Raw genomic sequence first — 22,940 nt, 5'->3', positions numbered from 1 at the left:
GCAGGCGCCGGCGAACCTGTCTACCCACACGTTGAGCCCCGCATAGGCGTCCTTGCCCGTTGCCAGCACCTCCTAGACCCCGTACGGCATCGGCATCAGCCTCGACAGCGCCCCCGCCGCAACCGGCTCGGCACCTACGCGGCGAACAGCGTGCTCGAACGCATCCGTCCATTGCCCGCAGACTTACCCCCTCGCCGAAGTCGGCGGCCAGGCAACTCACCGGTCAGTTTCGGCTTGAGTGCAATTCGTAAGGCCAAACTGTAATCGGAAAGCAAGAACGACAACGGGCGTTTAGGCTCCCTTTCCGGGCGCCTCGGCTGCTAGATCCGCGCCCACGATCTCGACCGACGAGCTCGGCGCCACCTCGTACCAGCCGCTCTTTCGCCAGGGCTCCGGGCTGCACCCCGGATCGAACCACAGGAGCGCTATGTATACGGGATCCGTGTAGCCGTTCTGGAACCAGAGGCCCATCGTTTCCTCTCGTCGCCGGTCGACGTCAGCGCGCGCCGCGTTTCCTGCGCGATTGCGGCTGCGCTCCCGCCGGGAGCGCGTGACCGGCCCCTTTGACCGTCGACGCGCGGCCGAAGAGCAGCGCCGAAATTTTGCCAGCCATGTCATCCCGCGACCGGATTGGAAACTCCGAATTGGGGAGCAAGTGCAGCCAAGCGAGGGCGTAGGCGGGCGGCAGGCGCTTTGTTTTGGTTTGGGTTGGGGGCGCGGCGACGCGTTGGGCGGCCGCGCGTATGGCTCCCGGCTCGCCACGGGCTTTGGACGGCATGTCGGTCCTCCCCGAAATTCGCCGCTAGCATCGCGATATCGCCGGAACGTTGTCCACAGCGTTGAATCTACAGGACGGCGGGTTCGGAAAGCTTCCTCGCGGCGGCTCGAAGCGAAAACCATCGCCAACCTCAGACGCTCAAACGCGTTCCCATATTCCCGGTACTGAAGGTTCACACTGAAAGAGCAGTTGTCGCCCCAAGGTAGAAACACAATATGTTTCGACACACACAGACCGTGTATGGGATCGTCAATTTGAAGGGCAAATCAGTTCCGGAGCGCGCGCGTGCGCTGATCGACCTGGCGCATCCCGATTTTCGCGAAGATTTGGAACGTGAGGCGCGCGCGTATCGTCTGGTCGGTAAGACCGTCCTCTTAGCGAGCGCGAACCGACTCAGCAGCAGGCGGCCGCGTCGCGACCAGCAAGCGAGTTCGATCGTGAGGCGCCTGGCTAGCGACTTTTGCTCGTGTCCGGGTTGGCATATTTGTAGACGAGTTCGTTGGGCCGCGAATAGCCAAGCTCGCGTCGAATGAGGCGCTCGAGGTAGCGATTGTCCGAAGTAAGCTTCTGAACGTCCGTTCTGAGCGCGGCGTTGCGGGCGAGCAGCTCCTCACGGTGCGCTTCTTGGGCCTTGCGATGGCGCCGCAGCGAGAGCAGATCACGAGGCCCCAGCGGACCCGCAAACAGGCTCACCGCGAACAGGAAAAGTATTAGTCCGAGGATAAGCGACAACCACTCGCGACGAATATAACTGCTTAACCGAGCCATCGCGTGATCGTAAAGCAAGCACCGAGGGTAGTTCAAGCCGGCTTATGCGTGAACACTATTCTAAAGGACTGAAAATCTTGTAACAGTCTATGTTCTTAGTTGTTTATAATTTCTTTCTAAAGTGGTTGGAAACCTATTGCTTTTAAAAGAACACGTTTCTATAATCGAGTGGCAAGGGTGGAGGAAAGACTGCCATCCATTAGTATAGATGCTCGGTCAGCGGCGGCATTATAAGGAGGTATCTATGCCAGTAAAAAAGAAGACCCGTAAGCGGGTCCGAAAATCCAGAGCAAGACGCTGAGTGATATGAAGAAGAAAAAGGCTGCCAAAAAGAAGAAGCGATAACTAACGAGTTTTACCCTCAGGGTTAGGTTTATCCCTGAGGGCTGGCCAAAGATGCCGAGCTAGCCGCTGAACTGAGCTGTCAACCGAAAGAGCCCTCTTGAAAAAGGGGGCTCTTTCTTTTGTGCCCCAAGCATCACACCTGACTAAGAGGTGAAAATCCCAGGTGCGAGCCGAGAGCATCTGCAGCTGGGAAACGCAATCGCGACACCGCGAGCCGAGGTCGCAAGGAAGAGTGAAGCAAGGCAGGGAGCGGCCACTTCCTCTGCCGGTGACGTTTCGTTTGCCTGTCTGCGTTGCCGCACCTAATGATGTTTTTCGACGAGGCGGCCTCGGTTGCAGAATATCCAGGAGCTCGACGTTATTATCGTAGGTGCCCGCGTGGCCGGCAGCGCTGCCGCGATTATGCTCGCGCGCTTAGGGTTGCGCGTGCTCCTTCTCGACAAGGCCACGTTTCCATCCGATACCATCTCGACGCACATCGTGCTTTCCGGCGGCGCGCAGGTGCTAAGCCGCATCGGCGCGATGGAACGGCTCGAGCGTGCGGGGGGATTCCGATTCAGCAGCATGCGTACGCTCGGTCCCGGCTTCGATTTCCGCGCCGATCTGCAGGCCGCGGGCCACGACCGGCGTGGCCTCTGCTTGGGCCGAGAAAAAATGGACGCCGTCATGCTGGAGCTGGCGGGGAGTTTCGACGGAGTCACGATTCAGCAGGGATTTCGCCTGACCGACCTTGTGCTCGAGCACGACGCCGTGCTGGGCGTTCGGGGCGAGGTTGGGACCGGCGCATCCGAGTTTCACGCCCCTCTGGTGATCGGTGCGGATGGGATGCGCAGCTCGGTCGCCAAAATCGCCGAGCAGAAACTCGGCGCGTTCCGGCGTTCAGAGGTGCCCTGCGCGCGTGCCTACTACTACGCCTACTTCGAAGACGTCGCGCGAGATCGGCTCGGCGACCAACTGGTCACCGAGTTCGAGGCCTCGCCCGGCGCCGGTAACTTGTTGTGTCGATGTGAAGAGGATCGGGTGGTGGCGGCTGCGGCATTCGATGCCAATCAGATGCGCTCGTTCCGTACCGATCTGAGCGCGAACCTCCAACGCCACCTGAACGACTCCATCGCGGTCGGCGCGATGCTCGCGGGCGCCACCAGGGTGGGCAAGGTGCGCTCATCGGGGTTACTTCTCAATACCTACCGCGACCCGGTTGCCAACGGTGCACTGCTGCTGGGCGACTCGGGTCTGCACGTGGACCCGCTCTTCGGTCAGGGACATTCCATGGCGCTAATTAGCGCCGAGATTGCGTGCGGTCTGCTGCCCGCGTGTTTCTCTGCGAGGACCGGAAAATCGATCAGCGCAGAGGCGCTGGCGCCAGTTACGGCGCGTCGCGACGAAGTTCTGATGCGGCACTTTCGGGCGAGCGAGCGCGCCTCGCGAGACTTGACGCTGAGCGCCACCACCCTGGCCGCCTACCGGGCGGCGAGCCGCGAGCAATGGGCCGCCGATGAGATGATACAGTTCGCGCAGATGAGTTCCGAAGCCCGGTTCCCCAGTTTTCGCTTCGCGCGTCTGATGGCGCAGGAAGCGCGCGCGGCCTGAGCCGTGGAGGAGAAACTCGGTCGCTTTGTGGCGCAAGTGGAACGGCCGGAACCGCTCAAGTTCGCCTGGCCGATCGTCGTGCTGCCAGAGATGTTCACCTCCACCCGCCATCTCAACGCGCTGCTCGGCTACCTTGCCACCATCGGCTGGGAAGTCTACGCGCCGGATCTACGCGCGATGCTGGGGCAAGGCACCACCCCTCCCCTCGCGCGATTTACGTTTGGTGATTTGGTTGGGTTGGTGAATGAAGCGCTCGATGCGCTCGCGCGCGAGGCGATCGTGATGGGGCACGGCGTTGGCGGGCTGGCCGCGCTGAAGCTCGGCGAACGTGCCAGCGTCAAAGCAGCGGTAGCGTATGCGCCGGCGGTCCCCGGATTTGCCTCTTCACTAGTCACCACCTGGTCGGCTCGTATCGCGCGCTGGCGCGGACGTCCGCTGAACCCTCCCACGGGTAAGATAGGATTTGAGTTTGTAGCGGATGCGGAACCATACCAGCGCGAAGCCGCGATCCGGGCGATGGTGCCCGACAGCGCACCCCTGGCGTTTCAGATCGCGCGGGGCGAGGTGGAATTTGCTCCTGGCGAGGGTGCGGCTCCGCGCCTGATCGTGGCCGGGGATTCAGACCCCTTCGCGCCCATCGACGCCGTGACCCAGTTCGCGCAGTCAATTGGAGCCCGGCTGGTTACGATGCGTAGCCGCGGCCACTGGCTGGTCGGCGGGCGCGCTCTGGAGCGCGCGATAAACGAAACCCAACGCTTCCTGGTACGGGCGCTCGGTCAGGATTTGTTGCTGCTATACCCGGAAGAGTGGAAGAGCGAAAAAAGCGATGAAGACTGACCACGTTGGCCGACGGCCGGGTTACCTGCCGCTGCGCTCCGAACCCGCCGCACGCGCTCGACACGTTGAACGAGATAGCGCAGGAGAAGGTTACCGCTGCGAGTGATGCGGTCCTTGCCTCGCAAGTGGGTTGTGCGAAGCTTCTCCAGAGCAGCCGGAGGTATGGGCGATGAGCGATCGCAATCTGATTGTCGAGGGTGAAGCTGGCCTGGTCACTATCACCATGAATCGGCCGGAGAAGCGCAATGCGCTGTCCACCGCGATGATGTCGGAAATGATCGCGGCGCTGCGCGAAATCGGCCCGCAGAAGAACGCGCGCGCGGTGATCATTGCGGGCGCCGGCCCCGCATTCAGCGCAGGTCACGATCTCGAAGAGCTGAAGGGGCGCGACCTCGCCTTCTATCGTCATGAATTCGAGCTCTGCGCCGAGCTGATGCAGACGGTGCAGGCGATTCCGCAACCGGTCATTGCCCGCGTTCATGCGATCGCGACCGCCGCCGGATGCCAGCTCGCGGCGACCTGCGACCTGGTGCTCGCAGGTGAGAGTGCGCGCTTTGCAACTCCGGGCGTGCGCATCGGACTGTTCTGCTCGACTCCGATGGTCGCGCTGGCGCGCGCGATTGGCCGCAAGCGCGCGATGGAGATGCTGCTCTCGGGCGACCCAATCGATGCGCGCACCGCGGCCGAATGGGGACTCGTTAATCGCGTCGTTCCGGATGCCGATCTGGTGAAGGAAACCCGTAAGCTTGCGATGCGAATTGTGGAAGCGAGTCCACTCACCATCGCGATCGGCAAGCAGGCGTTCTACGCCCAGATCGATCTCGACCAGGCGCGTGCCTACGACTATGCCAAGGAAGTCATGAGCCTTAACGCGATGGCGGGCGACGCGCAGGAAGGGATTGGCGCGTTTCTTCAGAAGCGCCAGCCAAACTGGACAGGAAGATAAATAGGAAACGAGTCCACGCGGGACGCGCTAGTGGCTCAGACGCGAGCATCTGGATTGGCGCGTAACCGCGGACGCAGATCGGTCTGTTTCCGGACGGCCCTGCGCGAAAGACAACGATTTGGGGGTATCTTTTCGACCTCGTTGTTCGTCCTGGTTGTCAAGGAGACCCAAATGGCTAATGAGCCCCTTTCAGACGAGACTGCCAAGCTCTTGCGCGCCGCCTGGTTCCGATATCTGGACACCGTCGGCGAAACTCGACCGGCGCTCTACCGGTACTGCCCTCGGATGACAGGTAACGTTTGGGACGCGGAGGACCTCTTACAGGACACCCTGCTGAATGGGTTCGGCGCGATTGGCAGAGGCGATGCGACTTCGAAGGCGGCTCAGGTGAAGGGGCTGCGCGCCTATCTTTTCCGCATCGCAACCAATCTGGGGATCGACCACATGCGTCGCCGCCAACTCATCACTTCGAGCCCCCCGGGTCCGACGATTCCTCCACTGGCGAGCGGTCGATTCAAGCTCTTGAAGCGGCGGCGCTTTTGCTGAGTCGAGTCGCGCCACAGGAAAGGGCCGCGGTAGTTCTGAAGGAGGTGTTCGACTTCACTCTCGAGCAAATCGCGGAAATCCTCTCCACCACAGTGGGGGCCGTTAAGTCCGCGCTCCACCGCGGGCGTGCGAGGCTGGAGGAAGTTCCGAGCATGCCGCGCGCGCACCGGGCACCTTCCAAAGAGCTTCTCGACTGACTTCGTTGCCGCCTTGAACGCGCGCGACGTCGAAGCTGTGACCGATTTGCTGCTGGACAACACTACCCTCGAGGTTTGCGGCATCGGGAGCGAACGCGGAAAACGGATGAATCATTACCGGGTGTCATTCGAGAACGCGAAAGGGGCTCCGGGGCGTGCGCAGGCCGTATCCTTCCAAGGCCAGTGGCTGTTGGTAGTGTGGGCCGGTGCGCTGTCCAACGAGGCGCTGATAAACGTCGAGCGCCTCGAAGAAGAAGCTGGGCACATCGCGCACATTCGCAGTTAGTACTTTTGTCCCGAGGTCATAGCAGAGATCGCCGGCGAGATCGGCGCGAAAGCATGGGCGTCGCCGCACGGCCAAAACCAGCCGTCACCCACCCAATCGGAGCTAGCCGCGTCAGCGATCCTGCCCTGGTCGTAGCGGGACCGCGTATTGATTCGAGCGACCCGCGCTGTTACCAATAGCTATGGCGCCACTGCCTTCTCAGTACGCGCTGAAAGCTCGACAAACGGTTGAAGGCCCGCAGCAGAACTGCGGGCTTTTTGTTTAGGAGGGACTCGCGATGCCTTTTTCGGAGCTGCCTGAAGGACTAACTTTCGACGACGTTCTCTTGTTGCCGCAATTCTCTGACCTGCTACCGACCAGTTGCGACGTCTCTACCTTGCTGACCCCGCGCGTGCGCCTGCGTATCCCACTGGTCTCAAGCCCGATGGACACGGTCACCGAATCGGCTACCGCCATTGCGATGGCGCAGATGGGAGGCCTGGGGTTTATCCATCGCAACCTGTCGATCGAACGGCAGGCCGCCGAAGTCGAAATGGTCAAGAAATACGAGAGCGGGATGATCAGCGACCCGGTGACGGTCAGCCCGGAGCAGCGAATCGGCGACGCGCTTGCGATCATGCAGCGACATCACATTTCCGGGCTGCCGGTCGTTGCGGAAGGCCGCCTGGTGGGCATACTCACCAGCCGGGACCTGCGCTTTGAAAGGCGCCTCGACAAGAGCGTGCGCGAGGTGATGACCCAGAACGTCATAACCGCCAATCCTTCCATCACTCTGGAAGCCGCCAAGGAGATTCTGCAAAGGCATCGGATTGAAAAACTGCCGCTGGTGGACGATCATCGTCGCCTGCGCGGGCTCATCACCGTGAAGGACATGGACAAGGCGACCCGCCATCCGCATTCGAGCAAGGACAGTTTGGGCCGCCTGCGAGTGGGCGCAGCGATCGGCGTGGGTCCAGAGCGGGAGGCCCGCTCCGCAGCGTTGCGGCGCGCGGGCGTCGATGTTCTGTGCATCGATACGGCGCACGGCCATACGCGCAACGTGCTCGATGCGATTCGTACCACTAAGCGTGAGTGCCCGGACCTCGAGGTGGTTGCGGGCAATATTGCCACCTCGGAAGGGGCCAAGGCCCTGATCGACGCGGGCGTCGATGCGCTGCGAGTGGGCATGGGGCCCGGCTCCATCTGCACCACGCGGGTTATTTCGGGCGTCGGCGTGCCGCAGATGACCGCTATCATGGATGTGGTCGCGATCGCCGAACCGCGCGGAATTCCGGTAGTCGCCGACGGCGGTATCCGCTATTCAGGGGATATCACCAAGGCCCTGGCGGCCGGCGCGTCGGTCGCCATGATCGGATCGCTGTTTGCGGGAACTGAGGAAAGTCCCGGCGAGACGATTCTGTACCAGGGGCGCACCTACAAGCTCTATCGCGGAATGGGTTCGATTGGAGCGATGACGGAACGTACCTTCGACCGTTACGGATTGCAGGAAGCCGAGGAAGGCAAGCATGTACCGGAAGGGATTGAAGGGCGGGTACCGCATCGTGGATCGCTCGCCTCGAACGTCGAGCAGCTGGTCGGCGGCCTCCAGTCCGGCATGGGCTATACCGGCGCGGCGAACCTCGCCGAACTGCGCCGTCGCGCGCGGTTCATTCGCGTAACCGACGCCGGCAATCGCGAAAGCCACGTCCACGACGTGTTCATCACCAAGGAGGCTCCTAACTACCGGCAATAGCCCGGCGCTTTCTCGCCAGGCATTTCACCTCATCGAGCGCTTGCGTGAGAGCGGCCGGTGCCGTTTTAGCTCACCGGCAAAATTCCTCGCGCCGGCTGGCTTAAACCTCCCCCCCAGTCGTGCAAGAATCCGTTGTGCAGATGGATGAAACCGGCAAATGCCGCGTAGTGGTGCTATTCGGGGGCCGCTCGAGCGAGCACGAGATTTCCTTGCGCTCGGCGCTGACCATCATGTCGGCGATGGACCGCGACAAGTACGAGATCGTGCCGATAGGAATCGATCACGACGGGCAGTGGTACCTGGAGAACGATGCGCTCAGGGTGCTCGCCGATGCGAGCCCCAATCTGCGGGCGCTGTCCGCCGGGGACACGCCGGTTACCCTCCTGCCACATCCCGACAATCGATCGCTGGTAATCGCCCCGAGTTCCGCAGGCGGAAATCTTGGCGTGATTGCGCGAACCGGTGGAGTAGCGGCTGGTCCGATCGACGTGTTCTTTCCGGTGTTGCATGGAACCTACGGCGAAGACGGCACCGTGCAGGGTTTGCTGGAGCTGGCCGGCATTCCTTACGTGGGCGCTGGGGTGCTCGCCTCCGCAGTCGGGATGGACAAGGACGTGCAGAAGCGGCTGCTGCGCGCTGCCCGAGTGCCGGTGGTCGACTACCACGCGCTTGAGCGGCGCGATTGGCAGGAGCACCCGACCCTGGCGCGCAGCCTGGCCCGCGAACTCGGGTACCCGGTGTTCGTGAAGCCGAATGCGATTGGCTCGTCGATCGGGGTCAGCAAGGTGAAACGCGCAGCCGAGCTCGATGCCGCATTGAAAGATGCCTTCCAATACGATCGCAAGGCTCTGATCGAAGCGTCCTGCGTAGGCCGCGAATTCGAGGTCGCGGTGCTGGGCAACGACCGTCCCGAGGCGACCCTGCCCGGCGAAGTTATCGTCAAGGGCAAGCATGACTTTTACAGCTACGAGTCGAAGTACCTGGACCCAAACGGTTCCGAGACCAGGATTCCAGCCGCACTGCCCAAACCGATCGCGAAGAAGATCAGCACGATGGCCGCACGCGCCTTCAAAGCGCTCTCCTTGCGCGGCATGGCGCGGGTGGATTTTCTAGCCAGCCGCGATCTCAGGAAGATCTACGTCAACGAGGTCAACACCATTCCCGGCTTTACCTCGATCAGCATGTATCCGAAGCTGTGGGAGGCATCGGGCCTGCCGCTGCCCAAACTGATCGACCGGCTGATCGAATTGGCGCTGGAGGAGCATCGCGAGCGCGCGACGCTCAAGACGAACTATCGACCGCCGCGCCGAGAGCCGGGGAACTCATGAAGCGGCTCCTGATTGCGACCAGTAACCCCGCCAAGCTCGCCGAGTACCGCCTTCTGCTGCGCGAGTTCCCTCTCGAGGCGATTTCACTGGCCGACGCGGCAATCAACGACCATCCGGAGGAAGACGGCGCGACCTTCAAGGAAAATGCGCTCAAGAAGGCGCGCTTCTATTTTGCGCGCGCGCGTATTCCGACCCTCGCTGACGACGGTGGATTGGAGATCGATGCGCTCGGCGGTGAGCCCGGTGTGAAATCGCATCGCTGGATTGGCGGTGCCGAGACATCCGATGCAGCCTTGGTCGCCGAGGTGATACGCCGCATGCAGCGGGTCGAACCATCGCGGCGAAGCGCACGACTGTGCGCGGCGGTAGCGCTGATTTACCAGGTCGCGGGTGTGCCCCGCGAATGGGTCACGCAAGCCGCGGTGGAAGGGGTGATCGCAGAGTGCGCGTGGCCGCGGGTTCGGCCGGGGTTCCCCTACCGCAGCGTGCTTTATTTGCCAGTGCGCGGTTGTTACGTCGCGGAGCTGGGCGACGAGGAAGAGGCTCGCATCAGTCAGCGCCGGGTAGCAATCGCCGAGCTCGCGCCCGAACTCACCAGAATTGCGGAGGGTCAACCTCCGCCATCTTGAGCGACCCGAAAGAGACCGCGTCCAAGTCAGCTTCCAGAGTGGCCAGCAATGATTACGCCGCGCGCGCAATGGTCGCGATGGTGCTGCGAATCGCCAGCTCCATCGTGTCGATGGCCATGCTCGCTTTCTCAGGATGGCGCACGCCCTGGCGCGCGTCGTAAGGCAGATGGATGAATCCGACCGGCACCCCCTGCCGGCGGCGCATCAGGTGCAGGCTCGCGTACATCAGAGCATTGCAGGCATACGCACCGGCGCTGAGCGACACGTGCACAGGAATTTCGCGTTTGCGCAGCTCGCGCAGAATTCCGCCGACCGGAAGACGCGTGAAGTACGCCTGCGGCCCGCCTCCGATCACCGGCCTGACAGTCGCGCCGATATCGGAATTGGCCACGCCGGCGCGCTCATCGGCGAGGTTGATGGCGATTTTTTCCACCGAGATCGCGGTCCGGCCGCCCGCCTCGCCCAGACCCAAAATCGCGCGGGGTCGGTAGCGGACGATGGCGGCATTGATGCGGCGCACTGCGGTGGCGCATCCGACCGGAACCTTCACCGACTTGATTCGCATCCCGCCGATCACTTCGGTATCGAGCCGCCGGGCGACTTCCCAGGAAGGGTTGATCCGCTCGCCGCGGAATGGCTGAAACCCGGTCAGGAGAAAGATCGACGGCATTATTTCCGGCGCACCGGATGCTCGATAGGAACGTCTTCGCGATTACCCCATTCCGCCCACGAGCCCCAGTAGTTACGTACCCGCGGATAGCCGGCCTGTTTGAGGGCGACGTAGGCGTGTGCTGCGCGATAGCCGCCCTGGCAATACGGAATGATCTCCGCGTCGGGCCGCAAACCCAACGCCGCGAACTCCGCGCGAAGCTCACGGGCCGGCTTCACATATCCTTGCGCAGTGTTACTCGCGGTCCAATCGCGATGCACGGCGCCGGGAATCGCGCCGCCCCGCTGCGCGCGCACCCGTTCACCGAAATACTCCTCATCGCTACGCACGTCGAAGATCTGCACTTCGGGCCGCCCGAGTCGTTCAATCAGATAGCTGGCGGAGGCTGCTATTTCGTCACCGGGCCTGCTCTTGAATTGCGATGGTTTGATGGTCGGCGCGAGCTTGGTCAGTGCCTCGCCTGCAACTGCTCCCAGCCCGCCATCGAGCATCCGCGCTCGCCGATGTCCCATCCATTCAAGCAGCCAAGCCCCGCGCGCCGCGCGCATCCCGGAGTCGTTTTCGTAAAACACCACGGTCTCACGTCCGGTGATGCCGATCGCCGAGAAAATCAGTTCGAGCTGCATGCGAAACTCGCGGGTGCCGCGCTCGTCAGTATTGGTGTAGTGAAACGGAAACGGATCGAAATGGCGCGCGCCCTTGAGGTGACCCTTCCAGTAATCATCCGCCGAACGACTGTCCACGAACATTACGTTTCGGTCGCGCCGATGCGCGCGAAACCATCGCCCGTCAACCAGCAACTTTGCTTGCGCCATTTTTTGACCCCGCAAAACCTTTCGGCCTCCAGTCGGCCGGTCACGCATCGACGCCAACCGCATCGCTAATAGAGCGAAATCCATCGCGGCGGAGCAAGGCGGCCAACCCCGCGTTGATCGACGCAGCCAGTGCGGGGCCCTCGTAGATAAGACCCGTATAGAGTTCCACCAGGCTTGCTCCGGCGCGGATAAGCCGATAGGCGTCGTCCGCGGTGGCGATTCCTCCCACCCCGATGATGGGAACCCGGGCGCCGATGCGGCCGCGAAGCGCGCGAACCATGTCGCGAGAACGCTCCCGTAACGGCCGGCCGCTTAACCCTCCTGCTTGGTCCCAGGCGATCCCGACCTCGGTGCGTGCCAGGGTGGTGTTGGTCGCTACGATTCCGGCAAATCCGAGTTCCACAATCGTGTCGCAAATCGCATCGAGTTCCCCGGCATCGATGTCGGGCGAAAGCTTAACCAGATAGCAGACCGGTGACCGACGGGGCTCGTCGATTGCCGCACGAATTTCGCGAAGGCGTTGCGGAGACTGAAACGCCCGCAGGCCGGGGGTGTTCGGCGAGCTCAGATTAATCACGATAAAGTCGGCAATCGCGCCCAGCCTTCTGGCGAGCATCGCATAGTCGGAAGGCACTCTTGAGGCAGGAGTATCTTTGTTGGGACCAATGTTAATGCCGATACGAAGCTTTAGCCCCTTGGCGCGAAACTCCTCGATTCGCCGCCCTACCGCTTCCATGCCTTTGCTCGGAAAGCCGAGCTGGTTGATCAACGCGCGCTGCTCGGGCAGACGCCATATGCGTGGTCGGGAAGTGCCGGCTTGCGGCCGCGGCGTAATGGTACCCAACTCGGCGAAGCCGAACCCGAGCGACTGCCAGGCGGCAGCTGCTGCGGCGTCCTTGTCCAACCCGGCGGCAAGGCCCACCGGATTGCTGAACTCAAGCCCGAACACCCGGGTGTTCAATTCTCGCGGCAGCGCTGGCGGGTCGGAAATGGGCCAGGCGGAGAGCATCGCGAGGACCATGCGGTGAGAGGTTTCGGCATCAAGCCGAAACAGCAACGGCTTTACCAGCCTGTAGAAGAACCCGATCATGACCCGACCGGCACTTTCGCAACGCGCGCCGGTCAATTCAATCAGTGAGGAAGACGCCCCCCCTTGGGGTTGGTTAAATCCACCGGGGTTCTCGCTGGTGCCACCACCCCGAGGCGGGCTCAGATTGTGTCCGACCTCCTGTGTATGACGGGCTCAAAATTCTTAAGCGACCGCTACATAGGTCCACGCGCATGGAATAGGATGACAGTCTGCGTGGTTACCCGGACACCGGAGATGGGAGGCGGTCGGCAGCGGTGAACAATCAGGCAAAGATGCAGGTCAAGCTCATCGACTACGCGCACGAACCGCTGGAAAAACTCTACGCCGCTTTTCGTACCTGCTACTCGGCGGAAAGTCCGCTCGAAATCTGGCAGAAGATCAAAAGCGAGAAGATTACCCACGAGCGGATTCGCTCTTTTATTGGCGAGCGCCTCAAGACCGGTCATGCCTCTCCACTCGAGCAGGTCGTGTTCTGGTTCGGGATTTCCGGCGTTTCGCGATCGCTGTCCCATCAGTTCGTGCGGCATCGCATCGGGATCAGCTTCGAGCAGCAGAGCCAGCGCTATGTGAAGTTCAAGGAAAACCAGCTTGCATTCGTGCTGCCGCAATCGTGGGAGCGCGCGAACCTCGATGCTGAGTTCCGGGAACTGCTGACGCGCACTTCGGAGCTCTACCAGCGGGCGCTTCAGGCGGGCATCCCTGCGGAGGACGCGCGTTTCGTGCTGCCCAATGCCGCGCCCACCAATTTCCATGTGATGGTGAACTTCGCCGAGATGCTGCACATCTGCGATCTGCGCCTGTGCGTGCGAGCGCAGTGGGAAATTCGCCGGATGGTCGCGATGATGCGCGCCGAGATCAAGCGCGTGCTGCCTGAGATCGCGGTGTTCCTGCAGCCCAAGTGCGGCGAGAACCGGATGGGCTACTGCGACGAATCGCTGGAAGATTGGCAGAAATGCCCGCTTGGCAAGGTACGGCCGCACAAGTTGGCGCTCTTTGAGCTTTACGAGCGCCACGGGACGCGCAAGTCGGAAGCGCTCGGCGAAGCCGAGTTCCGAGCAGTCGAAGAGAAAGAACTTCTGTAGTTGGCAAGCCTGGGAAAGTAACCGCCAGGGCACCAGAACAGCAGGGGAGGACGGAATCTCCTGCTTAGTGGCGAGCTGCCTGGGTTGGTACCGTGAGCACTTCACTGGATGACGCGGTCGCCGCGTTCAATCGCGGCGAATACTTCGACGCTGCCGAACTGTTCGAAAAGTCGGTGGCCGGGATCGATCCGGAATTGAAGGACCTGGCAGGCGCGTTGAATCGCATCGCGGCGGCCATGCATCTGCGCTTTGAGCGTGGGGGCCGCCAGGCCACGATAAACCTCCTGTCGCAAGCGATGCTGACTTTGGATGACATGAAGCCCGTGAGAGGCGGAATCGATACGGCGCGGCTGTTCGACGAAATATACGCATTCACCGAAGAGATTCGTGCCGCACCACGCGACGAGCGAAGGGGCCTCAAGCATCGCGCGCGGATCTTTCTCGAACGTCGCCGTGCGCCGAAGATTAACCGGGCGAAATGAGGATCGACGGCCGAGTGGCGAGTGGGACGCTGCATCACCGAGCAGAGCCAACTTTGACTCTCTTTGACCTTCAGACCCGGGTGCGCTCCTGCGCGCGCTGCGACGCGCTCGTGCGTTGCCGGACGCAGCCGGTTCCCGGCGCCGGGGCGGTTCCCGCCGCGGTCATGTTTGTGGGAATTGCCCCCGGACGTCACGGTGGCGATCGAACCGGCATGCCCTTCAGCGGCGATCGTTCGGGCAAACTGCTGCATGAGATGATCGCCCAAGCGGGTCTCTCCGCCGTCTTCATCACCAATTTGGTGCGCTGTAACCCGCGCGACAAATTGGGGCGCAATCGCGACCCCGACGCCAGCGAAATCGCCAATTGCCGCGATCACTTGCGGGCGGAACTTGCGATCGCACAGCCGCGCGTGATCGCGTGCCTCGGGCACATCGCGTGGCGCGAACTGGCCGGGCGGAGCCGACCCTTCACTCCAACGCGTCCAACGACCATCCAGGTAAACGGTGTGGTCCTGTTCCCGATGTACCATCCCGCGTACGTGAACCGTGGCGCGTACCCGGTTCGGCGCTATCGGCGCGATTTCCGCCGCCTCGCAAGCACGATCGTGAAGAACGGAGCGAGCGAAAGAGGCTCATCGTTTCCCTTTGTCCCTGCAAGAGAACGCTGAGCGTATGCCAGGCAACCTGGGAAACGTTTTCCCCCGGTCCGCGCCCCGCTTGGGATAGCGCTATAGGGACCGAGTTACGAGACAGCGATTTGACTGTTCCCTGTTGGCTCGCGATGCTCCACCTGCCATCTGGTTGAGGCCGGGGCATTTACCAGAATCCACCGGCGTTTAGAGGGCGCCTGTGAAATACTCGTTGCGGAGCCTTGTGGAAGTTACCATCAAATTCGTTGCCGACGGCCTCAAGAAGGCGCACTACATCACCAATGAGCGCGTCGAGACGGCGATCTTTCTCGCGCTCATATTGGAAAAGCCGCTTCTCATTGAAGGGCCGGCCGGCGCCGGCAAGACCGAAGTTGCCAAGGTCCTGTCCGAACTGCTCGAAACCTCGCTGGTGCGACTCCAGTGCTATGAAGGATTGGATGAGGCGCGCGCGCTCTACGAATGGAACTATCAGAAGCAACTGCTGCGGATGCAGGCGGATGAAGCTTCGGGTCTTCGTTGGGAAGAGGTCTCCGAACACATCTTTTCGGCGGACTACCTGCTGGAGCGGCCGCTGCTGAAGGCAATCACGGCGCCGCGCCGCGTGGTGCTGTTGATCGACGAGATCGACAAGGCTGACGAAGAATTCGAGGCATTTCTGCTCGAACTGCTCTCAGACTTCCAGGTGAGTGTCCCCGAGCTAGGCACCGTCCGCGCGCTGGAGCGTCCGATCGTCGTGCTCACCTCGAATCGCGCGCGCGACCTCTCGGAGGCATTGCGCCGCCGCTGTCTGCATTTGTTCATCGATTTTCCCGGAGTGGAACAGGAGCGGCGGATAATTGAACTCAAGGTTCCAAATCTCGATGCACGACTTGCCGCCGAGGCCGCGCGCTTCGTGGCCTCGGTGCGCAAGCTCGGCTTGCGCAAGCCACCCTCGATCGCCGAAACCCTGGACTGGACCCGCGCGCTGCTGCACCTGGGCCTCAAGGAACTCGACACCGATGCGATCCGCGCCGCGCTGGGCGTGCTGCTCAAGCACGAAGACGATCGCACGAAAGTTGAATCCCGCGCATCCAGCCTCGCCACGCGGCCCCGATGACCCCGCTGCGTGAACAGCTCGGCCGGTTCATTGCCCAGTTGCGCAACGCCGGCCTTCGTGTGTCGGTCGCCGAGTCGATCGACGCGATGAATGCGGTCGCCGCCGCCGGCTTGGCGAGAGATCGGATGCGCGAGGCGTTGGCCGCGACCCTGGTCAAGGACGAGGTGGATCGTGTTTTGTTCGACGAGGCTTTCGGCCGGTTTTTTGCCGCAGCCGCGACCGAGCCAGGACGCCGGAGACATCCGGACCAACGCGGGGTGATGGAGTCTTCCGCACGCGGGCAGGGACAGCCGGGAGAGAATCCACCCCTGCAAGAGCACTTCAGGGAGACTCAGAAAGAGCTCTTGAGGGATAATACAACCAAGTCGGGCAAGGCGCGCGGTGCGTCACCCAGCTCGCCAAACCCAAAGGAGGAGGAAGTGCGGGGCGGCGCTCCGCTCTCGCTCGTCGACCCACGGGCAGAGACTTCGGCGCCCCGCTCGGTGGTGGAGGAAGCGGGGACCGCCGAACCGCAACAGGCGGGGGTGGAGGGGACGCGGATGGCTCACCTTCGCGAAATCGAGCGGCGGCGGTTCGCCGCTTACACCGACCTCGAATACGACCAGGCTCGTGAGCTGCTTAAGCCTCTGGAGCGTCGCTTTCGCATCCGCGTGGGGCGGCGGCTGCGAATGGCGAGCCGCGGGCGGGTCGATTTTCGTCGGACTATTCGTGCGGGAATTCAGCGCGGCGGAGTTCTCGCCGAGCTCAAGTTTCGTGCGCGACGTCCGCGCCACGTCGATCTGCTGCTCCTCGCTGACATTTCAGGGTCGGTGCGCTATGCCGCGGAGTTGACGCTGGAGTTGGTTGCGGGCGCGCGCAATTGCTTTCGCCGGGTCCGCAGCTTCGTCTACATCGATCGGTTGGCGGAAGCGGAGTTCGAGCAGGGTCATCTGGTCACGTGGCCGCCGCTAGACCTCTATGCTCGCTCGGACTTCGGGCGGGTACTGGTGGAACTTTCGAAGCGCCAGACGGAACTGCTCACGCGACAGACCCTGGTGGTGATTCTCGGAGATGCGAGAAACAATCGCCGGCCGGCGCGTGCCGATCTGCTTCGAGAAATCGCGCGCCGCTGCCGCGCGGTGGTGTGGCTCAATCCGGAAGAGCTCTCGCGCTGGGGGACCGGCGACAGCGCAATAAATCAGTATGGTCCAGTCGTCACCGCTTTGTACCCCTCCGGGAATCTCCGAGAGCTGGAAAAAGCGCTGGTTGCGGCCTGCTAAACCAGCCCCCTGGTTGGCTTCCTAGAGTTGCAAACACGCCTCGGCGGCGAGGTCGAAGAGCAGCCGGCGAATCTCGTGACGGGTCCAGGAGCGATGGTCCCAGTCATCGCCCCCCAAATCATCCGCGCCGTACAGAATCTGACCGAAGATCGCGCGGCGGAATTTGGCAACCGCGAAGAACGCCGCCGCTTCCATCTCGACTACCACACAGCCCTGCCGACGCCGAAGGTTCACCTTGGCGCGGGTCTCGCGGTAAAGCCCGTCGGTAGTCCAGGTCCTGCCGGCAATGAAGTTGAGACCGGCTTTTTTCAGGGTGTCCTTGATCGCCCGCACCGCACGCGGATGGGGCTTCACTTCGAGCGACGGCGGCAGGTAGTGATAGGAAGTTCCCTCGTCGCGAATCGCCGCGGTCGGCACTACGAGGTGTCCGACCGGAATAGATGAAGTCAGCACCCCGGCACCACCGCATGCGATGAACTTCCGCGCGCCCATCACGATCGCGCCTTCCAGGCTCGCCGCAGCGAGCGGCGCGCCGACCCGCGGATGGGCTACCATCAAGCGACGGCCGCGAAACTCGATTTCGTAGACCGCATGCTTGCCCATCTCTGTGGTGCGGGTGGAGATCTCACGCGCTCCGTTAGACGCCAGTTCGTCGATCACGTCTGGGAAAAAGCAGAACACGCAATGCTCGGGTGCGTCGAAGGGTTTGATAATGTGTGTCGCTTCCAGGACCGCGACGCGGGAAGGATCGCGGTCGAGAAGTGGAATGCGGTGGGCTTTGAGGGTCGGCGGCTTCCGGGGCTTGCTCACGGCAGCGAAAGGCTAGCGCCTTGAACGCAGTGTGTCACCGAGGCCCCTCGCCGGAGGATTCAGAACCTGCGGACCCTCGTCACGCCGCGGGGCTGGGGGCTGCGGTGGGTGGCTTTCCGGGGGTGAGGTTCTTCTGCCGCAGTTGAGTGAGCAGCTGGCGAAGCTTGCCCGGGTTGATGGGCTTTTTGAAAAGCGCGCCTTCCAGTCCTCGCAGCCGCGCGCGCTTTAGGATGTGGTCCTTGTCGTAATAGAAGGCGGTCATCAGGACCACCGGCAGATTCGGCATCTCCTCTTTAACGCGCTGGTAAAACTCGTACCCGTCCATCTCCGGCATCACCACGTCGGAAATGACCGCATCGACTTTGACATTGCGCAGAATCCCCAGCGCACTCGAGGGGCGCGTCGCGCGATGCACCAGGCAGCCCTCGCTTTGCAACAGATCGCCGAGCGAGGTGACGACGGTCAGGTCGTCATCGAGCACCAGCACCGACATGCCGGCGAGCTGCGATTGTTGAGCGATGGGTTCATGGTCGCGAACGATAGCCCGCGGTTGGTCGCGCGGAGAGAGGTCCGCCATCCGCTTGCCCGCCAGGTAGTCGCGGGTTTCGTAGACGCCTTTACGGGTCATCTCGTCGAGCCGGCGCACGATGCTTTGCACGCGCGCGATGCTGGCACGAATCGAATCGAGGCGCTCGTTTTCCACCACCTTTTCCGACTCGCTCAGATGTGGTTCGGCACACCGCGCCACCAGTTCCAGGTTGTTGATCATGGACTCGAGGGGATTGTTGATCTCGTGGGCGAGGCTCACCGCGATTTCGCCGGCGGTGGCGAGTTGCTCTCGCTGCCGTATCCGGCGGATATCGCGCGCGTAGCCGATGGACCCGATCTCGTTTCCGGAATCGTCGTGAATCAGCGACCCGGAAATCCAAATCGGAATTATCTCGCCGGGCTTGTTCAGAAACCGGGTCTCGTAGTTCGAGATCCGCCCCGGGGTCGCCGACTCGCGCATCGCCTTCATCACCGCGCGTGCTTCCTCGATGGTCGGGTAGATGCGCGTGCACGGCTGTCCGATGACCTCGTTGGCATCGAAACCGAGGTTCTGGCGGGCGCCATCGTTGTAGTAGGTAATCGTTCCTTCCCGGTCGACTGCGATGATGATATCGGGCGAGCTTTCGACCAGGCGCTGCAGATATTTGGGGTCGAGCGGGAGCATCAAATCCTGGACTTTAATTATACAACGTGAGCAGAGCCTTGCTGAGGGGGCGACGGTCAGGTCGCGCGAGGACGAAACTTGGGAAGCATCACGTCGTCGCTCATCTTCTCAAAGGTCACTTCCACCGGCATCCCGATGCGAATTTCGTGGGGCTTGATGCCGACCACATTGGAAACGAACTTCGGCCCCTCTTCGAGCTTCACTACCACTACCGCGTAGGGCACTTCGGTGGCAAAACCGGGATGGTACACCTGGTGCATTATATTGTAGCTGTAAATTTCCCCGCGCCCGCTAACCGGAACCCATTTCGCGCGGGCGGACATGCACGAGGAACAGAAGCTGTGCGCGGGAAAGTGTAATTCACCGCAGCCTTCGCACTGACGGACCATCAATTGTCCGCGCCGTGTGCCTTCGTAGAATCCGGCCATCTCGGGTGTGACAGAGGGAATCGGCTTGCTAACTGATGCCATATCCGTATCGGAGATCTCTTAGGAACACCGGCCCACGCCGCTGCTCTCGTCCGCAAGTCTCAAGCGCTGGCTCCCAGCACCAGGGTCGAATGGGTAGAAAGAATTCCGCCATTGCCAGAAACCAGACCGATGTCGTGTCGCGGGACCTGCCGGCGTCCGGCTTCACCACGCATCTGCACGATCGCTTCCGCGACCGGTGACATGCCCCACATATAGAAGGAACTCAGCTCGCCTCCGCCGGTGTTGACCGGAAGTGAACCGTTGGGCCCGATCGTACCATTTTCCACAAACGGTCCCCCCTCGCCCTTCTTGCAGAACCCGTAGTCTTCCAGTGTCACCAGCACGGTGAAGGTGTAGCAATCGTACAACTCGGCGAAGTTGACGTCCTTGAGTTCAATGTCTGCCATCTTGAACGCGATCTGCTTGGCGAGCGGCGCGCCCGACACCAGCGTGTCCACCGGATCGCCACCCGGATGACCCTGTCCCATCCCCAGCAGATAGACCGGCGGATGCTTGAGGGTCTTTGCCTGCTCGGCGGAAGTGACGATAACCGCGAGGCCGCCGTTGGAAACGAGGCAGCAGTCGAACAGATGAAACGGTTCAACCACCCAGCGCGATGCGTGGTAGTCCGCCATCGACATGGGCGTGTCGTGAAACTGTGCCGCCGGATTCAGGTTCGCCCACTGACGCTGCGCCACCGCGATTGCGCCGAGATGATCCTGCTTGGTGCCGTAGAGGTGCATGTGACGCTGCGCGACAAACGCATACATCGCGTTGACCCCGAACTGACCATACGCGGCATTGAGCCCGCGCGCGAAACCATACGCGGCGGCGGAACCGGTCTTGGCCTGGTCGGGCGCGGGCGGCTTGAGGGGGGCGTCGGCAAAGACGCACGCCACCACCTTGGCCATGCCGGCCGCAATCGAATGCGCGGCGTGCATGATCATCGCGGCCGCCGTGGCCCCGCCGATATTCATGGTGGCGCTGAGCGTCAGATCACGTAGGCCCATCGCCTGCTGGAGGGAGAATGACGCCATGGTTGCATCGGGCCAGGTAAGTCCGGGATTGACCAGGAGACCATCGAGGTCGGTGCGCTTCAGTCCCGCGTCTTCCAGTGCGAGGTCAATCGCCTGCGCGGCGAATCCGGTCGCGCTTTGATGGTCAAAATTGCGCCCCATCCGGGTCTGTCCGAGGCCGGCGATCGCGCATTTGGCTCGCAAGTCGGTGCTCATAGGCAAGTCTCCGCTCGGCATCCGTCGTTTTTGCGCCGACAAATGCAGTCGCCAATCATAGCCCAAGCGTTACGGCGGGCCAAAATGCCCACTCACGGGAGCAGGAGGTGGGATTTCTCGACCAGGAAGCACTGTCCAGTCCAGGACTGGAGCGCCCTTGCGCAGAGCGGGAGAATTCGCGGGGTTCAACCGGCACGAAAAACGAACCAGCCAGCGCCGTAGCCTTGTCCAAGCTGGTTTCGTACTCTAAGCAGTTGGTTGCCAACTCCCAAACGTTACCCTTAGAATTGGCAGCGGGAGAATTACCAGAATGGCGCAGCCGTTGAGCTTCGAAGCGCTTTCCAGCAGTCAGTACGTGCTCTCGAGCGCGGAAAACTTCGTTCTTTATGTGCTCCTCGAGGCGGTGGCACGCGGCAAGGGTGGCGGTCGGCTGCCCCTGAATCTAGGCGTGGTCATTGACCGCTCGGGCTCGATGTATGACGAGCAGCGGCTTGAGTTTGTGGTCGAAGCGGTCAAGTTTCTGGCCGACAGTCTAGCGCCCGAAGACAAGGTTGCGATTGTCGCATTCGCCGATTCGGCCAAGGTCATCGCGACGCCGGAGCAGGCCCACAATCGCGATTCGGTGCGGCGCGCGGTTGACGAAATCGACCTGCTGGATATCGGCGGCGGCACCCAGATGGCACTCGGGATGCGGGCCGCCATCGAGGAAGTCAAGAAGAACCTCGACACGTCGCGGCTTAACCGCGTGCTGGTGCTGACCGACGGCCAGACCTACGAAGAGACTGCCTGCATCGATCTGGTGCAGCAGAATCGCGAACAGATTTCCTTTTCAACCATCGGGGTGGGCGTCGAGTTCAACGAAAAGCTACTGATGCGCCTGGCGCAGGACTCCAACGGCAAGTATCACTTCATCGGAAACCCAGCCGAGATTCCAAATATTTTCGAAGATGAGGTGCTCGGACTGCGTTCGGTCACGGTGCGCAATGGCCGGATCGATGTGACGCTGTCGCAGGGCGTGCAAATCCGAGAGTCGTTCCGCGCGTCACCGGAGATCTATGCGATGGGCTCGCCCCTGGTCGGCGAGGATCGCAAAATCAGCTACGACATTGGCGACCTCGAGACCGGGTTACCGGGTTCGGTTCTTTTGACCCTGGTGCTGCCGCCACGCAACCCGGGGAGTGTGCGCATTCTGCAAAGCACCTTCCACTATGAAGTTCCGGGAACCGGCGAGGCTCAAGCCACCTGCGATTTAGCGATCGAATACACGCTGGACCGCACTCTGACCAGCAAACGCAACGGACGGGTGATGAGTCTGGTTGACCAGGTCTCTATTGCCAAGCTTCAGGCGAAGGCCGAGGAGGAACTCAAGGCCGGCAACGTCGATCGCGCAACCCGCCTGCTCGGCAATGCTATCCAAGGGACCCAGCGGCTGGGCCTTTCCAAAGCAACCCAGGCGCTGGCTGGTCTGCTCGACCAGGTCAAGAAAACCCAAACCCTCCAGACCAAGGCGGCCAAGACCACCCTGCTCGAGGCACAGGCAGTGGTGCGCAAGACCCAAATGCTCGATCCCGATGCACTGAAGGATTTCGGTAAGCCCGAATAGCGAGATGGCGATAAGAAACCGGTCGCGCGAAAATCCCGCGCCAGACGACAGAGGACGGCAATGATCAAGTGCAGCGAATGCGGCTACGAAAACATGGACGGTCTCGACTACTGCGACGGATGCGGGGCGAAGCTGGCCGCGGCTGACGCGCCGGCGCCAACCGACGGTGCTGCCGCTCCTGAGGCTCCGGCCGCAGCGCCGGAGACCGAAAAGCCCGCAGAGGCACCCCCGCCCGACGCGGAGTCGAAACCATCAGAAGTACCGACCGGAGAAATCAAGCCTGCGGCCGCGCCACCGGCCGAAGCTCCTAGCCCCGCTCCGGCTGCCTTGGTTGCGGCATTCAAGGCGCGGCTCAAGATAGTGCGCGGCAGCCCGCGCAAGGATCAAGAGTTCCCGCTCGAAGATGGAAACAATCTGGTCGGCCGCTGGGATCCGGAGACCGGAGCATTCCCCGAAGTCGATCTCGATGCGGACGATCCGGAGGCC

25 protein-coding genes are annotated in these 22,940 nt (G+C 62.1%); 15 read left to right on the top strand and 10 right to left on the bottom strand.

The features are described 5' to 3' along the window. Positions 1–291 precede the first annotated feature (291 nt). The 3 genes from VGI36_16520 to VGI36_16510 form a co-directional block, all read right to left on the bottom strand. The gene (locus tag VGI36_16520) at positions 292–471 is read right to left on the bottom strand and encodes a hypothetical protein (GenBank protein ID HEY2486753.1); all 180 of its coding nucleotides are present in this window, start codon (positions 469–471) and stop codon (positions 292–294) included. Between the two features lie 25 nt (positions 472–496). Next, a complete protein-coding gene (locus tag VGI36_16515; GenBank protein HEY2486752.1) occupies positions 497–778 on the bottom strand; it encodes a hypothetical protein in 282 nt (93 codons plus the stop codon). Between the two features lie 450 nt (positions 779–1,228). Beyond that, positions 1,229–1,546, bottom strand: a complete 318-nt coding sequence (locus tag VGI36_16510) for a septum formation initiator family protein (protein HEY2486751.1) — start codon at positions 1,544–1,546, stop codon at positions 1,229–1,231. A gap of 678 nt (positions 1,547–2,224) precedes the next feature. Here VGI36_16510 and VGI36_16505 point away from each other — a divergent pair. The 8 genes from VGI36_16505 (at position 2,225) to VGI36_16470 (ending at position 9,982) form a co-directional block, all read left to right on the top strand. Next, entirely contained in the window at positions 2,225–3,481 is a 1,257-nt protein-coding gene (locus tag VGI36_16505; GenBank protein HEY2486750.1) for an NAD(P)/FAD-dependent oxidoreductase, read from the top strand. A 3-nt stretch (positions 3,482–3,484) separates the two neighbouring features. Continuing rightward, positions 3,485–4,318 (top strand): alpha/beta fold hydrolase, encoded by an 834-nt coding sequence (locus tag VGI36_16500; protein HEY2486749.1) that lies wholly within the window; start codon positions 3,485–3,487, stop codon positions 4,316–4,318. A gap of 169 nt (positions 4,319–4,487) precedes the next feature. Next, positions 4,488–5,264 (top strand): enoyl-CoA hydratase, encoded by a 777-nt coding sequence (locus tag VGI36_16495; GenBank protein ID HEY2486748.1) that lies wholly within the window; start codon positions 4,488–4,490, stop codon positions 5,262–5,264. 171 nt (positions 5,265–5,435) lie between these two features. Beyond that, the gene (locus tag VGI36_16490; protein HEY2486747.1) at positions 5,436–5,810 is read left to right on the top strand and encodes an RNA polymerase sigma factor; all 375 of its coding nucleotides are present in this window, start codon (positions 5,436–5,438) and stop codon (positions 5,808–5,810) included. Positions 5,811–6,020: 210 nt separating this feature from the next. Further along, on the top strand, positions 6,021–6,293 hold the full coding sequence (locus VGI36_16485; protein HEY2486746.1) for a hypothetical protein: 273 nt from the start codon (positions 6,021–6,023) through the stop codon (positions 6,291–6,293). A 277-nt stretch (positions 6,294–6,570) separates the two neighbouring features. Continuing rightward, entirely contained in the window at positions 6,571–8,025 is a 1,455-nt protein-coding gene (guaB, locus tag VGI36_16480) for an IMP dehydrogenase (protein ID HEY2486745.1), read from the top strand. Between the two features lie 140 nt (positions 8,026–8,165). After that, complete coding sequence (locus VGI36_16475) at positions 8,166–9,353, top strand: D-alanine--D-alanine ligase family protein (GenBank protein ID HEY2486744.1); 1,188 nt, start codon at positions 8,166–8,168, stop codon at positions 9,351–9,353. Next, complete coding sequence (locus tag VGI36_16470) at positions 9,350–9,982, top strand: non-canonical purine NTP pyrophosphatase (protein HEY2486743.1); 633 nt, start codon at positions 9,350–9,352, stop codon at positions 9,980–9,982. Before VGI36_16475 ends, VGI36_16470 begins: the two co-directional genes overlap by 4 nt. Before the next feature lie 52 nt (positions 9,983–10,034). Here the strand turns inward: VGI36_16470 and VGI36_16465 are convergent, their stop codons facing one another. From VGI36_16465 to VGI36_16455, 3 genes are read right to left on the bottom strand one after another with little or no spacing between them, the layout of a single operon-like run. Then, positions 10,035–10,652, bottom strand: coding sequence for a hypothetical protein (locus VGI36_16465; GenBank protein HEY2486742.1), 618 nt, complete (start codon positions 10,650–10,652; stop codon positions 10,035–10,037). Next, positions 10,652–11,467: a rhodanese-like domain-containing protein gene (locus tag VGI36_16460; GenBank protein HEY2486741.1), complete on the bottom strand. Its 816-nt coding sequence runs from the start codon at positions 11,465–11,467 to the stop codon at positions 10,652–10,654. The genes VGI36_16465 and VGI36_16460 overlap by 1 nt, the downstream gene beginning before the upstream one ends. Positions 11,468–11,507: 40 nt before the next feature. Continuing rightward, positions 11,508–12,557 (bottom strand): quinone-dependent dihydroorotate dehydrogenase, encoded by a 1,050-nt coding sequence (locus tag VGI36_16455; GenBank protein HEY2486740.1) that lies wholly within the window; start codon positions 12,555–12,557, stop codon positions 11,508–11,510. A 254-nt stretch (positions 12,558–12,811) separates the two neighbouring features. Between VGI36_16455 and thyX the strand changes: the two genes are divergently transcribed. The 5 genes from thyX (at position 12,812) to VGI36_16430 (ending at position 17,126) form a co-directional block, all read left to right on the top strand. Next, a complete protein-coding gene (gene thyX / locus VGI36_16450; protein HEY2486739.1) occupies positions 12,812–13,639 on the top strand; it encodes an FAD-dependent thymidylate synthase in 828 nt (275 codons plus the stop codon). A gap of 92 nt (positions 13,640–13,731) precedes the next feature. Beyond that, positions 13,732–14,121: a hypothetical protein gene (locus VGI36_16445; GenBank protein ID HEY2486738.1), complete on the top strand. Its 390-nt coding sequence runs from the start codon at positions 13,732–13,734 to the stop codon at positions 14,119–14,121. A gap of 53 nt (positions 14,122–14,174) precedes the next feature. After that, positions 14,175–14,789 (top strand): uracil-DNA glycosylase, encoded by a 615-nt coding sequence (locus VGI36_16440; protein HEY2486737.1) that lies wholly within the window; start codon positions 14,175–14,177, stop codon positions 14,787–14,789. Positions 14,790–14,970: 181 nt separating this feature from the next. Continuing rightward, entirely contained in the window at positions 14,971–15,867 is an 897-nt protein-coding gene (locus tag VGI36_16435; GenBank protein HEY2486736.1) for a MoxR family ATPase, read from the top strand. Next, positions 15,864–17,126, top strand: coding sequence for a VWA domain-containing protein (locus tag VGI36_16430; GenBank protein HEY2486735.1), 1,263 nt, complete (start codon positions 15,864–15,866; stop codon positions 17,124–17,126). The genes VGI36_16435 and VGI36_16430 overlap by 4 nt, the downstream gene beginning before the upstream one ends. A gap of 21 nt (positions 17,127–17,147) precedes the next feature. Here the strand turns inward: VGI36_16430 and VGI36_16425 are convergent, their stop codons facing one another. The 4 genes from VGI36_16425 to VGI36_16410 form a co-directional block, all read right to left on the bottom strand. After that, complete coding sequence (locus VGI36_16425; protein HEY2486734.1) at positions 17,148–17,936, bottom strand: nucleoside phosphorylase; 789 nt, start codon at positions 17,934–17,936, stop codon at positions 17,148–17,150. Between the two features lie 79 nt (positions 17,937–18,015). Further along, a complete protein-coding gene (locus tag VGI36_16420) occupies positions 18,016–19,149 on the bottom strand; it encodes a response regulator (GenBank protein HEY2486733.1) in 1,134 nt (377 codons plus the stop codon). A gap of 56 nt (positions 19,150–19,205) precedes the next feature. Beyond that, on the bottom strand, positions 19,206–19,619 hold the full coding sequence (locus VGI36_16415; GenBank protein HEY2486732.1) for a Zn-ribbon domain-containing OB-fold protein: 414 nt from the start codon (positions 19,617–19,619) through the stop codon (positions 19,206–19,208). A gap of 59 nt (positions 19,620–19,678) precedes the next feature. Then, the gene (locus VGI36_16410) at positions 19,679–20,851 is read right to left on the bottom strand and encodes a thiolase family protein (protein ID HEY2486731.1); all 1,173 of its coding nucleotides are present in this window, start codon (positions 20,849–20,851) and stop codon (positions 19,679–19,681) included. 310 nt (positions 20,852–21,161) lie between these two features. Between VGI36_16410 and VGI36_16405 the strand changes: the two genes are divergently transcribed. Both VGI36_16405 and VGI36_16400 read left to right on the top strand, forming a co-directional pair. After that, positions 21,162–22,454 (top strand): VWA domain-containing protein, encoded by a 1,293-nt coding sequence (locus VGI36_16405; protein ID HEY2486730.1) that lies wholly within the window; start codon positions 21,162–21,164, stop codon positions 22,452–22,454. Between the two features lie 60 nt (positions 22,455–22,514). Continuing rightward, the coding region (locus VGI36_16400; protein HEY2486729.1) for a hypothetical protein at positions 22,515–22,940 on the top strand (426 nt) is incomplete at its 3' end.

This window comes from Candidatus Binataceae bacterium (genome assembly GCA_036495685.1).
Taxonomy (GTDB): Bacteria; Desulfobacterota; Binatia; order Binatales; family Binataceae; genus JAFAHS01.
The sequence above is the reverse complement of the archived record's forward strand: the minus strand, read 5'-3'. Positions and strand labels throughout refer to the sequence as shown.

Coding starts and splice junctions, on each gene's coding strand:
- VGI36_16520 (HEY2486753.1), bottom strand. CDS start 471: ATGGGCCTCTGGTTCCAGAACGGCTACACGGATCCCGTATACATAGCG.
- VGI36_16515 (HEY2486752.1), bottom strand. CDS start 778: ATGCCGTCCAAAGCCCGTGGCGAGCCGGGAGCCATACGCGCGGCCGCC.
- VGI36_16510 (HEY2486751.1), bottom strand. CDS start 1,546: ATGGCTCGGTTAAGCAGTTATATTCGTCGCGAGTGGTTGTCGCTTATC.
- VGI36_16495 (HEY2486748.1), top strand. CDS start 4,488: ATGAGCGATCGCAATCTGATTGTCGAGGGTGAAGCTGGCCTGGTCACT.
- VGI36_16490 (HEY2486747.1), top strand. CDS start 5,436: ATGGCTAATGAGCCCCTTTCAGACGAGACTGCCAAGCTCTTGCGCGCC.
- guaB (HEY2486745.1), top strand. CDS start 6,571: ATGCCTTTTTCGGAGCTGCCTGAAGGACTAACTTTCGACGACGTTCTC.
- VGI36_16475 (HEY2486744.1), top strand. CDS start 8,166: ATGGATGAAACCGGCAAATGCCGCGTAGTGGTGCTATTCGGGGGCCGC.
- VGI36_16470 (HEY2486743.1), top strand. CDS start 9,350: ATGAAGCGGCTCCTGATTGCGACCAGTAACCCCGCCAAGCTCGCCGAG.
- VGI36_16465 (HEY2486742.1), bottom strand. CDS start 10,652: ATGCCGTCGATCTTTCTCCTGACCGGGTTTCAGCCATTCCGCGGCGAG.
- VGI36_16460 (HEY2486741.1), bottom strand. CDS start 11,467: ATGGCGCAAGCAAAGTTGCTGGTTGACGGGCGATGGTTTCGCGCGCAT.
- VGI36_16455 (HEY2486740.1), bottom strand. CDS start 12,557: ATGATCGGGTTCTTCTACAGGCTGGTAAAGCCGTTGCTGTTTCGGCTT.
- VGI36_16430 (HEY2486735.1), top strand. CDS start 15,864: ATGACCCCGCTGCGTGAACAGCTCGGCCGGTTCATTGCCCAGTTGCGC.
- VGI36_16420 (HEY2486733.1), bottom strand. CDS start 19,149: ATGCTCCCGCTCGACCCCAAATATCTGCAGCGCCTGGTCGAAAGCTCG.
- VGI36_16415 (HEY2486732.1), bottom strand. CDS start 19,619: ATGGCATCAGTTAGCAAGCCGATTCCCTCTGTCACACCCGAGATGGCC.
- VGI36_16410 (HEY2486731.1), bottom strand. CDS start 20,851: ATGAGCACCGACTTGCGAGCCAAATGCGCGATCGCCGGCCTCGGACAG.
- VGI36_16405 (HEY2486730.1), top strand. CDS start 21,162: ATGGCGCAGCCGTTGAGCTTCGAAGCGCTTTCCAGCAGTCAGTACGTG.